The 12765-nt window shown below is 63.1% G+C and carries 7 protein-coding genes; 6 read left to right on the top strand and 1 reads right to left on the bottom strand.

Going from position 1 to position 12765, the window contains the following annotated elements; genetic code table 11:
• Positions 1-266: 266 nt before the first annotated feature.
• From KA354_00465 to KA354_00445, 5 genes are all read left to right on the top strand, one after another.
• Positions 267-1280, top strand: coding sequence for a prepilin-type N-terminal cleavage/methylation domain-containing protein (locus KA354_00465; protein MBP7933090.1), 1014 nt, complete (start codon positions 267-269; stop codon positions 1278-1280).
• Positions 1280-2128 carry a prepilin-type N-terminal cleavage/methylation domain-containing protein gene (locus tag KA354_00460; protein MBP7933089.1) on the top strand — a complete coding sequence of 283 codons (849 nt, stop codon included), beginning with the start codon at positions 1280-1282 and terminating at the stop codon, positions 2126-2128. Before KA354_00465 ends, KA354_00460 begins: the two co-directional genes overlap by 1 nt.
• Positions 2125-3573 (top strand): prepilin-type N-terminal cleavage/methylation domain-containing protein, encoded by a 1449-nt coding sequence (locus tag KA354_00455; GenBank protein MBP7933088.1) that lies wholly within the window; start codon positions 2125-2127, stop codon positions 3571-3573. The genes KA354_00460 and KA354_00455 overlap by 4 nt, the downstream gene beginning before the upstream one ends.
• Positions 3570-5021 (top strand): type II secretion system protein, encoded by a 1452-nt coding sequence (locus tag KA354_00450; GenBank protein ID MBP7933087.1) that lies wholly within the window; start codon positions 3570-3572, stop codon positions 5019-5021. Before KA354_00455 ends, KA354_00450 begins: the two co-directional genes overlap by 4 nt.
• A 223-nt stretch (positions 5022-5244) precedes the next feature.
• Complete coding sequence (locus tag KA354_00445) at positions 5245-9282, top strand: hypothetical protein (protein ID MBP7933086.1); 4038 nt, start codon at positions 5245-5247, stop codon at positions 9280-9282.
• A 92-nt stretch (positions 9283-9374) separates the two neighbouring features.
• Here the strand turns inward: KA354_00445 and KA354_00440 are convergent, their stop codons facing one another.
• The gene (locus KA354_00440) at positions 9375-10127 is read right to left on the bottom strand and encodes a PIG-L family deacetylase (protein ID MBP7933085.1); all 753 of its coding nucleotides are present in this window, start codon (positions 10125-10127) and stop codon (positions 9375-9377) included.
• A gap of 210 nt (positions 10128-10337) precedes the next feature.
• Between KA354_00440 and KA354_00435 the strand changes: the two genes are divergently transcribed.
• Positions 10338-12761, top strand: a complete 2424-nt coding sequence (locus KA354_00435; protein MBP7933084.1) for an FAD-dependent oxidoreductase — start codon at positions 10338-10340, stop codon at positions 12759-12761.
• Positions 12762-12765: the final 4 nt, after the last annotated feature.

The following is a 12765-nucleotide window of genomic DNA, read 5'->3' as shown; positions in this document are numbered from 1 at the left end:
ACGAAGCCAATGGGGGTTGTGCCGGGTTGGGGGTGTCGATTGCCGGGAGAAGGCTGAGCGCCAAACGAAGCCAAGGGTTGGCGTGTTCTCCTGGCTCGTGGGGGGGGGGATGAGGGGTGAATGCTGAGGTTGAACGCGGAAGGCGGTCTTTCATCTCGACAGATCGTAAGTCATCCTCTATACTGACGTTAAAGTCGGGCTGGGTGTGGGTGGGTCGATCGTGGCGGAGGGCTCGACACCTGGGGATGGCGAGAATGGATGGCGTCATGAAAACCTTGCATACATCGCGGGTTGGACGGGAGTGGTGCGCCGTTGGCCATTCGACCGGGCGGCGGGGGCGATCGGCGGTGAGCGCGCAGCATTTGTGGTTGCGTGTGGGTTTCACGTTGATCGAGATGATGGTCGTTGTTGGCATCCTCGCCTTATTAATCGCGATCATTGCCCCGGTGACTGCGAGTTTGCTGGAACGCAACAAACGGAGCCAGACGTTGGCGACGATGAAGGTGCTGGAGCAGGGGATTACGGCGTTCTCGAACGCTCGGCCGCTGGCGAGGTCGGGTTATGTGCGTTTGCGTCCCACCGGGCAGCCTGCGCCCAACGACTGGAGGGCGGAGCGGCTGTCCGATGTTTTCGGCACGTTGCCCCCGACGCCGACGGGCAGGATTCTGGATCCTCGTTTGGATCCGGTTGATCTCAGGGTCGTGCTTCCGGCGTGGAGCAGCTCGGAGATCTGGACGGGGGAGACGACAGGGGAGACGGTGGTGAAGTATGGCTTTCTGCTGGGGGCGGTCAAGAATGGTCCCTGGGAGCACCTGCGGCGGGATCCGACCAACCCTGGGAGCTGGGCCTGGGTGGCTCCCGATCCTGGCAGAGACGCGGCCAGCATTGAGTGCCTGGTGTTCTGCCTCAACGAACTGTGTGCGGAATCCAGGTTGATCCTCAACCAGTTGCCGGCCGCGTCGAAGGCCAACGAAGACAAGGACATTGCCTTCGAGAACACGATCAACGGGAAAGCCCATCTTCCCGACGTGTCGTATGGTGCTGGTGGGGTCATTGTTCCGGAGAGGACCGAGAAGATGGTGGACCTGACTGAGATCATCGATGCCTGGAAGCGTCCGCTGCGTTACTCGGTGAAGGAGCCTGTGGGGTGGGATCCGATTGCGGACAAGTACGCGTACCAGGCCTCGTGGGAGTTGCGGTCGGCGGGGCCGGATGGCGTGTTCGCCGGTCCGTTTTCGTCCGAGGATGTCAGTGATGATGTGATCCTGAAGGGTCCGTGATGATGAAGAGTAGCTTTCAGCGGTCAGCGATCGGCGGTCAGGGGTCAGCGATGAGGGGTGGTTTCACGCTCATCGAGCTGATGGTTGTGGTTGGCATCATCGTATTGCTGGTTTCGCTGACGGGTCCGGCGATCGGGCCGATGCTGTCGTCGAACGAGGAATCGCAGGCGGTGAGCACGATCAACGGTTTGCTGACTGCGGCCCAGGCCACGGCCCAGGCCACGGGCTTGCCGGTGGCGATCCGGTTTGAGCGGGCCTACAAGGTCAACGACCATGGGCTGATGGTTGACGTGGCCGGGCAGGATCGAACGAACTCGGGTTTCCAGGGGGTGGTATGGCTGGACCACCAGCGAGCCAGGATTCTCACCTACGCTCCGCTCAAGGATGCGGCCTTCCGGCACGATCCGCAATCGAAGGTTTTCAACCTGCCTCGCGGGTTCTGGGTTGCTCCGTCCAGTGCCCTGAGTCTGGTCTCGCTGGCCGGGAGCAAGCTGAGTTATATACCGGCGGCGTTGGGGGCGCCGAGCCCGCCGGTGCCCTACAATTCCATTGAGACGTTTTTTGTGGTCATCGGCTCCAATGGCGAGCTGACGCGGTTCAAGGCCAGTGACAACTCCTACGCCGACATGACCCAGCCCTACATAGAAGCAGGTACCGGCTACATCTGGGCTCGGTATGTGACTCATCCGATGGAATCCGCCCGTAGTCTGTTGTTGTACGACCGCAAGAAATGGGAGAGCATTCCGTCCGAGGACAGCCAGGCGCGGGTGGCGTTCCTGCGAGACAGCGCCCGGGTCCTGTTCGTCAATCGGGCGACGGGGACCCTGGTGGAGGGTGCCCAGCCATGACCAGACGCAAGGGTTTTTCGCTGCTGGAGCTGATGATCGCGATCATGATCCTGGGGATCGGGATCGTGATGGTGGCGACGATCTTCCCGGTGGGTCTGGACCTGACCCGTGACACGGTGCAGATGGACATTTCGCAGGCGGTGACGGATGTCGGCATGGCGATGCTGACGGTCAAGGTGCCGGGATACAAACAGCTGGACAAGATTGCGGACACGGCTGCCGTTCCTGCCGCTGCCCGGGTTCTGGTTCCGGATATCCTTCGGACGGACATGAGTGCCAATGGCCAGATCAGTCTGCAGCAGCAGGAGGTCATTGACCTCCTAGTGGGATCGGTTGGCTCGCTGAAGGCGAGCTACGGGGTTCAGGTGGGGCCGCCGTATGTCTGGGCGCCGAAGAACTGGCCGGGCCTGGTTCCGGTACAGCAGACGGTGCCGGAGTTCATTGCCAAGTGCCGGGTCTTCACCGAGCAGACTGGCTGGCCGAGCGAGCTCGCTCCCGAAGATGCCGTTTCCGTGGTTCCGGCCCAGAACCTGCCGGCCGACTACCGCGATGTCGCCCAGAAGGCTCCAGAGAAGACGATCGACGCCGTGGTCAGGACCATGGTTCTGCCGACCTTTCGCTCGGACAACAATCACCCACAGCCGGTGGTGACACTGCCTCGCATCCACCTGCTTGATCAGGTGTATCCGCCGTTTCCGACGGCGGAGTTGTATGGGATGTCCAGTTCGACGGGTTACTCGGCTTACTCGGCCTCGGTGTGGCGTCCCAAGGACGTGGGCATCAACACGCTGACCGATGTTCTTCGGGACCTGGCCTCGCGGCGGTATTCCTGGCTGGCGTTCAGCCACCGGATGTTGGCCGATCCCAAGCACGCGGAGATGCTGGTGACGGTGGTGACGCTGTATCGTGGGGATGCCAATGCGAGGTTTGCCCGGCAGAAGAGCATCGCGGGGGGCGGCGGGTACAACGTGGATTTTGACTTCGCATCGAACAGCGCGGATCACCTGGATGCCTGCTGGCAGCCGCAGGCCGATCCGGCGGCGGAGGAGGACTCGGTTTTTCCGGTTCCGTGGCTGGTGAAGTTGATGGCGGTGAATCTGGAGAGCGGCGAGGTGTACTGTACCACGGAGGTTGCCCGGCTGCTGCCTGCGGGATCGTATTTCATCATTGCCCAAGGGAAGGGGCAGCTCCGGGCGGGGACTTTTCAGAGGGTACTGGCGTCGGAGGTCAAGGTACTGAGTTCGCCGAAGGCCTGGGACGAGTACACCTACACCGCGACGGTGAACGATTGGTCGCGCCTGACGGTGGCCCGAGGCAAGGGGTCGGCGCAGGACGTGCTGGCGTGGGTCATTCCGCCGGCGGTGGAGCGGAGCACGACGGGGGTGAGCTTCCAGAGCCGCTCGCCGGTGGTGGGCGTCGCCCTGCGAAAGGTGGTGGCGCCGTGACGGAGTACCGAGCGATCAGCGGTCGGCGGGTGGCGGTCAGTCAGAGGGGATCGACGCGTCGGGCGTTTACCCTGGTTGAGTTGATCGTGTCGGTGGCGATTCTGCTGGCTTTGATGGCGATGATTGGGATGATCTTCTCGACGGCCGGGAAGGCCAGCGGGACGGCCCAGGCGACGACGGCGTTGTATCGCCAGCTTCGTCAGATCACGGACAGTATCCAGCAGGATTTGCAGGCCGTGGTACCGACGGATGGCGTCCTGGCGATCGCGGGGGTGACGGTGAGTGCCCATTTGACCGCCGATGACCGGACCAATGGGGTCTCGCCGGCGCCGCATCAAGCGGATGTCCTGATGCTGCTCAACAAGCAGGACTTCGACCCGTTTGTCTTCGATCCCGGTCCTTCGGGTCCGACCTTCGAGCAGTACCGGCAAGTGGTCTACGGTCATGCGAACCTTGCCCGGCTCAACCCGACCAATGGGAGCTGGCTGCCGGGCACGACGCGGATGGTTGAGGGGTCGCCCTCGGCGATTCCGGCTTCGCAGTGGCATCTGGCCCGGCGGATTGTTGGTTTCACCAAGTTGGGCATCGCGGGGGCCAACACTGGTGTCTGGCCTTTGACCAGCGTGGCGTTCACCGGCGAGACCGGCACCCCGGACACCTACGCGGACGTCTACCGTGAGGCGTGGTCCGCGTTCGATAGTGGTGTCTGGCCGGGCCACTTCCACTACGATGAGGCCAATCTGGATTTTTCGTTTTTTGTTGGGGCGGGCGAGAAGTTCCTCTGGGATCCCAACCGGTATTTCAGCCCGGGCGGATCTTTCGTATTGGCGGACAAGAAGTGGTATACCCGTGCCGGGAACATCTGGCGGCGAAAGGGTGCGCTGGACGCGGGGTATACGACGTATGTTCCGACGACGACGGTGTTTCCCACTTTCGGGTCTTCGGGTTCGCCGGCGTACTGGCCCCAGTGGTTCTATGTGCACGATCCGAGCCGCCCCGGTTCCAGCCGCTCTTTCATTGACCCGAATCCGCCGCTGGGCATGGAGAAGCGGCTAGCGGCTTATTTCCTGCCGGGTTGTGCCGACTTCAAGGTCGAGTACACTTACGACGATCCGCGGGAGATCGCGTTGAACCCCTCCACCAACGAACCGGACGTGGCCACATGGCTTGATCAGGACAAGGATGCCAAGGGCACGGCGGAGGAGTATTACCCCAAGCCGCAGCCGATTCGCTGGCAGGCCGTTCCGAGCGGTCAGGTGGTGGTCTGGTCGAAGCTATCGACGAGTCCGGGTGACTATCCGGAGGCGAACACGAACGATGTCGATCTTCGCGACAAGAGCAATCCCTTCCGCTGGCCCAAGGCGGTTCGGATCACCATTCGGCTTTTCGACGCCAGCCGCCGGCTGACCGACCCGGTTGTTCAGACCATCGTGCATGCCTGGGAGTAGGCGGGTTGGGGATGGGGGGGGCGTTGAAGCGACGGTGGGCGTGAGTTTCGGGTGGTGTTTCGGTCGTCTCGGTTTTCGGTTACCATTTCTCGTTTTGGCTTGAACCGGCCGATAGGCCTGTGTTTGCCGATCGTTCGATTCCATCTGGACTTGTCCCTATCTTCTGGACTTGTCACCTGGTCCAGTCGTAAAAGGGGTTGGATGTAGTAATGGAGACCTGACCATGGTGCCCCGAACAAGACAAACTGAGCGAACGCGGCGACGCGGGACAGTCATGATCCTGGTGGTGGGTGTGCTGGCGATGCTCTTCATCGTTGGCTCGACGTTGTTGATCGTTTCCCGGTTTGAGCGGCAGACGGCTCGTACGGCCGAGGTGGGCAAGAGCATTGATGCGGTGGCCAAGACGATTCTGGAGCCGGCGATTTCGGCGCTTCGTGAGGACGTGGTCGGCAAGGATGGAACGCCCTATAACCGCGGCTGGGGTGCTGAGACCTCGGTGATCGAGGACTACGGGGATCTGGCCGGGTTGTGGTCAGGTTCTTCGGTCAACGCTCAAACGCTGGTACGTGAAGGTGATCTTCTGCTGAGCAGTGCGGAGCCGTATCTGGCGGGGCTTGGCAGCAACGGCAAGATCTGGGCCCTGTTTGCCTCCTCCTGGCCGGTTGACAACGTTGACATCGCGACGCTGCAGGCCACTTCCGGTTTGCGACCCGGGGCCAACAAGATCACTGGCGTGGGGCTGACCCGGGGTCCGGTGCGGGACGCGGACGGGGACGGTCTCCAGGACTCGATGAAGACCGGGGACGTCAACTCGGTCGGGTTGTTTGGTGATTCGTACGAGGCTGATCTTCGTGTTCTTCCGCACGGAGGCATGGTTCTGTTGGACCGGCAGACCGCTCCGACGCTGCTGGATCAGGTGTTCCACGCGGAGGATGGTTTTGGTGCGAACCCATCCTCGCTGTTTCTGGACAAGAAGGTTGTTCTCGGGGCGACGGACGAAGCCGCGATTCGCAGGCGGTTCATGCTGCCGAAGAGCCTGGGCAAGAACGCGAATGGTACGGATGTGACGCCCAGCCAGCTGGCGTTGAACAATGTGATTCACTGGTTGCCGGTGACTCTGGGGTATGAAGCTCCGAGTGGTGCGTCGAGCGTCATCACGGGGCGGACGCCTCATTACTGGCCTCTGGACAACAGTCCGGCCGGGGGAGATCCGGCGGACAGCGACTGGTGCCAGCTGCGGCTGACGCCCTCGGATGAGGGGCGGGCGGAGAGCACTTACACGGCGAGCAAGGACACTTACGACCGGCGGCATCTGGTGACGGCCTTCAGCAGTGATGATATCCTGCGGCCCAACCGGGATGAGCAAGGGCGATTCGAGAAGGGGGTCAATGTCGCTGATCCGACGTACAGGGACTTCTACCGCGGCCTTTACTACATTCTGAACCCGGATCCGGCCAACGCGGTCAACTTCCCGGCGAACGCGGTCGGGCGGGTTGGGAGTGTATTGGACGGCGTCCCGGGCAATTCGCTGGAGTTCAATACAGCCGGGCTCCGCACGGCCTTCAGTCTGCGGGACGTGCTCGTTCCGGTTTACAGCGGGTCCACTTTCGTTGAGACTCCGAGCTATCGCCGGGTCGAGCAGTTGATGGCCTATTACCTGGCGATGATTCAGCACACCACGGTGCCGGGCACCCACGTTGATCCGACGGAGGCCCAGCTGCGGCAGCAGATTCACTTGGCCGCTCAGTTGGCGGTGAACACGGTTGATTTCGCTGATGATGACACCGCGTTGCTGGCCGTGAGTGAGTGGGGTGCGGGTGCCGCGGTTCCCTACGCCTACAAGCTCCAGGCGAGCACCTACTTTGAGTGGCCCGCGGGTGCCCCTGTGGTCAAGGTCTTCGGGGTTGAGAAGCAGCCATACCTGACCGAGGCGTACGCCAGGGTGGTGATCACGGTGGACACGACGCAGATCCCCCTGGCCTGGAACGCGAACCGGGATGACGGCAGATCGGTCTATGCCGTTGAGATTTACAATCCGTATGACGAGGAGCTCAGTCTCAGCGGGCTCGAGCTTCAGGTCAACAACGATGTAGCCGGTGCCATCAAGCTGGTTGACGTGGTCACCACGCCGTCCAAGACGATTGCCCCGCGCAGCTACCTGGTGATCATGAGTTCGACCGCGTCCGACCAAGCCGTGAAGGTGATCAACTCGATCAACGGTGACCCGAATCTCGCCGTTCCCGCGGTCGTCAACAAGAACGTGTTCCAGGCCACCGGCTTCAAGATTGGAGCGGGACAGCCGGTGCAGCTGGTTCGCAACGGGCTGCGGATCGTGGACGTTTCCGGGGTGGGCGGGGGTAGCTTGAGAGTCGTGATCGACGAGATGATGCCGACGGATCCGGGAGCGGGTGTCATCCCTGCCGGGGTTCCGCAGCTGCCGGCGACGCGATGGGCGGGTGAGTGGGACACCAGCGACGCGAAGATCAAGTCTCCGACGGGGGCCAGTGATCTGCTGGTGCTGGACACTTCGCTCCAGCGTCCGAAGGAGCCCGCGGGGGAGCCGCCGCAACACTGGTATTTCACGCTGGGGCGCCAGGTCTTGTTCCCGCTGAACTATGATGCAGACCCGCTGACCCGGCTGGGCGTGGGCGAGGGCCGCATGCAGCACAATCTTCTGAATTCGCATCCCATGTCCGCCGCCGGTTTCCTGCCCAAGCTCAGCGAGCGGGACTCGCTGCCCTACAGTCCGGCGCCGAAGAAGGTGGTCTGCGACAACCAGTGGCTTGCCTGGCGTGAGGCGCTGGGCATCCAGCTTGGTGAGGCGAGTGCGAGCGGTGCTCTGGCCTTCAGTCCGTTCGTCAAGCCACCGGACAACGCGGTCAAGGTTTACCTTCCCGCGAAGGCTCCCTTGGCGCCGTTCCCGATTGTGACCTCGGATCGCGGCATCGACCCGTACACTGGTGGCTGCATTGCGTTCCCGACCACGGGCACGCTGCTGCTGGTGACTCGTTATGCGCACCGGCAGGACGTTGCCAGCGGCATTCAGACACCTGCCACCGTGGCGGCCACGCAGTCGCCGCCGGGGACGGGGCGTCAGGTCTTCGGCCAGCTGGTGCAGGTCGATAACGGGCATCTACCTGTTTTTGACACTGATCAAAGGGCCATGGATCTTGATGGCCAGAAGGGCCGGTTCAGCGGGCCGTGGGGCCAGCTGGTGTACGACTACTTCACGGCGCTGCCCCTGGAGGAGTTGGTCCGGCCTCTGCCCAAGGCTCTGACGGGAGCTGCTGCCGACAGTATGGGGATGGTTGACTCGCTGGACTACGCTGCGGCGTACGGTGGGGCTTATGCGTTTGCGGCGTACGATGCGACCGGCGTCTTGAGGTGCAGCTATCCGCGGGTGGAGCCGGTGGAGGATGCCGCCTCGCCGCTGGGTCCGAAGGTCAGCGGGCGGGTCAATGTGAACCTGGCCCCGTGGTGGGTGCTCGACGGTCTGCCGGTTCTGCCGGACGCCATCCCTTCGTTCTCGACCTCGGTGGCTTCGGACAATGCGATTCCGAATATGGACGGTGGTCCGCTCTCGGGGTTGCCGGTGGCCGAGTTGGAGAGCTGGCGGCTGGATCCGGCGAGCTTCAAGCAGCTGAAGAGCCGGCCTGGGGCGGTGTTCATGGGGGCGTTGGTTGATGAGCATTACGCCGTCAAGCCGGCTGACCCGCTGGCTTTCAGGAAGACCGGGGTAGGGCTGCCCAGTGTTTCGGCGGAATGGGCCCGGTCGATGGTCAGCTATCGCGAGAACCGGTCGGTGCAATGGGGTGATGGCAACGTCCGGACGCTGGTGGCGAACAGCAGTGGTGCGCCGGGTTTCGCGTCCGTCGGCTCGCTGTGTGATCTGATCAGCAGTATCAAGGTGGAAGTCAGTACCAAGAAGGATGGTGGGACCAACGAGACGCTGACGATGGGGGGCTTCCGTTCCTACCAGTACGAGACGACCACGGACGATCCCACGAGCGTTCAGCGGCCGTTCACGTACCTGGGATACCTGCAGTGGATCGCGCCTCTGGTTCGGCTTCAGGACTGGGCGACGGTGAAGAGCCACGTGTTCACGATCTACGCGGTGATCGGAGACACCTCTGCGGGCCAGCCGATCTGGCTCCGGACGCAGGTGACCGTGGACCGGACGCGGTGCCTGTACAGCAATGACTTGCCGGAGCGGATCACGGAGACGGCTCCGATCGGGTACTATAACACGGTGGACGACTGAGAGGGGGAGGAGAGGCGGTCGGCAAGGTGCGGATAGCCGAGTGCCTGCCGCGTGTTGACTGCTGATTGCTGGCCGCAATCTCCGGTTCTTGTTCACGTCTTCAGCAATGTGGTGATGATGTTGTCCTGCGGGTAGCCGTGACCGGCGTGCATGCGGAAGGCTTCGCCGGCAGGTCGGTTGATCAGCCGGCCGTTGGTTTCGTCGGCGCGGTGCATCATGTCCAAATACTCGTCGATTCCATGGTGGGCCCGGAGCCAGTCGCGCTGGGAGGCGTGGCAGGCGAGCATTTTCTCCTTGATTGGCTGCACGGCGGTGATATCGACGACGAAGGTGCTCTGGAACGGCTGGCCGTGGATGTCCTTGTGATCGACGGCGTCGCAGTAGTAGAGGTGAGGGACGGCCGGGATGGGCTTGGCCGGGTCGATGTCGTAGGTGAGGAAGTTGGGGGCGGGGGCGGCGAAACAGGCGGTGCGGACCAGGTGGCTGGTCATTTCGTGGTCGATGAGGTAGTCGGCCGGTGGAGCGGTGATGACGATATCCGGTTGGGCCTTACGAACGACTTCGGTAAAGCGGCGGATGGTGTTCTCGTTGTAGACGATCAGCAGGTCGACCGACCCGGCGCAGTAGTAGTCGGCGTCGAGGATGGCGGCCGATTGTTTGGCCTCCTGGTTGCGGATCCGGGCGATTTCTTGTGGCGGGTACTGGACGGAGCCGCAGTCGCCGCTGGTCGCGGTGGCGATGACGATTCGGCAGCCGGCCTCCTGTTTAAGGCGGGCGAGGGTGCCGGCGCACTTGAATTCGACGTCATCCGGGTGGGCCATGAAAGCCAGGACGGTTTTGGCCATGCGATTTCACTCCCTTGAGCCTAAGCTCAAAAACTGATCTTGGTAACGGAAGGGGGGGAGAAAAGCAAGGGACTGGGCATGGGGGGCAAGGGTCTGGGGTGAGCGTGTAGCAGTCAACTATGATCCCTGATTGCCGCGTTTTCCTCTTTTGCCTTCAGTTCACGTCGGCCGCTACAATGGGCTCGTTCTTTCGGCCGAGGAGAGGCGGGCATGTCTGCCGAGGAGAGTCAGTTTGAGCGATTGAAGTATGCGTCGCTGGTTGCCCATCAGTTGAAGGGGCCGGTGGCCACGGCCGCGATGTTGCTCAAGACGTTGCTCGGCGAGTTTGCCGGCCCGCTCAATGACCAGCAGAAGGACCTGGTGAGCAAGGCCCTGGCCCGGTGCGAGCAGGCGCTTGGGGCGGCGGAGCGCATGCTGGCCATTGCCCGGGCGAGCGACTCGCATCTGGCGGTGACGAGCACGGCCGATCTCGCCGCCCTGATTCGGAAGGTCTGGCCGCGTCATGTCGAGGAGTCTCGCCGGGCGCACGTGAGCCTAGCGCTGGACATGGGGGACGAGTTGGCGGTGGTGCGGGGCTACGAGCCGGCGATGACTGAGGTTCTCGATGCCCTGTTGAGCAATGCCTTCAAGTACACGCCGGAGCACGGGCGGGTGGTGGTCAGTCTTTCGCCGGATGCAGGTGGTGGTGGGGTGTTGCTGGCGGTGTCGGATTCGGGGGTGGGGATTGCGGCCGATGACCGGGAGAAGGTGTTTGAGCCGTTTCATCGCACGGCGAGGGCGACGGGTTCGGCCCGGTCGGGGACGGGGCTTGGCCTGGCGTTTGTGAAGTCGGTGGTGGAAGCGGCTGGCGGGAGGGTGTGGGCCGAGCCATCGGAGTTTGGGGGGGCGCGCATTGTTCTGTGCCTGCCGCGGCCGGATCACGCTCCGGCTGCCCAGGCGGGAGGAACGCCCATGCCTGCACGTTTGCGGGTGGTCATTGTCGGCGGTTCGGTCGCCGGGCCCAAGGCGGCGTCCAAGATTATCCGCCTCATGCCTGACGCCGAGGTGACGATTGTGGAGCAGAGCCAGTTTCTTGCCTGCGCCGGGTGCGGGCTTCCGTACTACATGTCCGGGGTGGTGGGTGATCCTCGCGGGCTGCTGAGCACGCCGGCGGGTGCGGTTCGGGATCCGGTGTTTTTTCAGAGCATCAAGAACGTGCGGGTGATGAATCAGACCGAGGCGTTGGCCATTGATCGGGCCGAGCGTACCGTTCGGGTGCGGGATGGCGTGTCCGGGGCGGAGTCGGCGCTGGTTTATGATAAGCTGATTCTGACCACGGGTTCGGTTCCGACGATTCCGCCCATTCCGGGTTCGAATCTGCACAATGTGGTCACGCTGCACGGGCTGAAGAACGCGGAGCGGATCAAGTCGGCGCTGGCCGGGGGCAAGGCTCGGGACGTGGTCATTGTCGGGGGCGGCATTCTGGGCGTTGAGATCACGCAGAACCTGGTGGAGAAGGGGTGCCGGGTGACGATTGTCGAGCGTCGGCCGCAGCCGCTTCCGATCCTGGATGCCGAGATGGCCGCGCTGGTCGAGCAGCACCTGGAGTCCAAGGGTGTTCGGATGATGACGAGGACGGCGGTCCAGGCGTTCAAGGGTGACGGGAAGGTTCGGGAGGTTTTGACCGACAGGGGGCTTCTTCCGGCCGATCTGGTCATTCTGGCGATCGGGTTTCGGCCGAACGTCAAGTTGGCCGAGAATGCCGGGCTGGTGATTGGGACGACGGGGGCGATCAAGGTGGACGAGATGATGCGGACGTCGGATCCGGACATTTACGCGGCCGGCGACTGCGTCGAGACGCGAGGGCTGATCACGGGGAAAGCGCGGTACGTGCCGTACGGTTCGGTGGCCAGCAAGCAGGGGCGGGTGGCGGCGGTGAACGTGTGTGGCGGCTCGGATCGTTTTCCGGGGGTGTTGGCGAGCGCGGTGTGCAAGGTGTTCGAGTACTGCGTGGCCCGGACGGGGCTTTCGGAGTACCTGGCCCGTGAATGTGGTTTCGATGTGGTCAGCGTGCTGGTTCCCGGGCCGGACCGGGAGCCGTTCATGCCCAACGCGAAGATGCTGCTGCTCAAGCTGGTGGTGGATCGGGCGACGCGGCGGCTGCTTGGGGCTCAGGCGGTGGGGCCGGGGCTGGGCGAGAAGCGGATCGATCTGGCGGCGACGGCGATCATTGGGGGGATGACCGTGGATCAGATTGCCTGCCTGGATCTCACTTACGCGCCGCCTTACTCGTCGGTCATGGACAACCTGATCACCGCGGCGAATGTGGCCCGGAACAAGCTTGATGGCCACATGGTGGGCGTTTCCCCCGCCGAGGTCCGCGGGATGCTTGACGAGAAGCGGGAGTTTGTTTTTCTCGACGTGCGCACTCCGGGCGAACACGAGCAGATTCACCTGGCGGGTTCGACGTTCATTTCGCTGGGTGCGCTTCGCGGCCGCCTCGACGAGCTGCCGCGTGACCGGGAGATTGTGGTTTTCAGCAAGCTCTCGTTGCGGGCCTACGAGGCGTCGATCATTCTTCGCCATGCCGGGTTCCGCCAAGTGCGGGTGATGGACGGCGGGATCGAGATGTGGCCATACGACAAGGTGCGTTGAGGGG

The organism is Phycisphaerae bacterium, from assembly GCA_018003015.1.
Taxonomy (GTDB): Bacteria; Planctomycetota; Phycisphaerae; order UBA1845; family PWPN01; genus JAGNEZ01.
The sequence above is the reverse complement of the archived record's forward strand: the minus strand, read 5'-3'. Positions and strand labels throughout refer to the sequence as shown.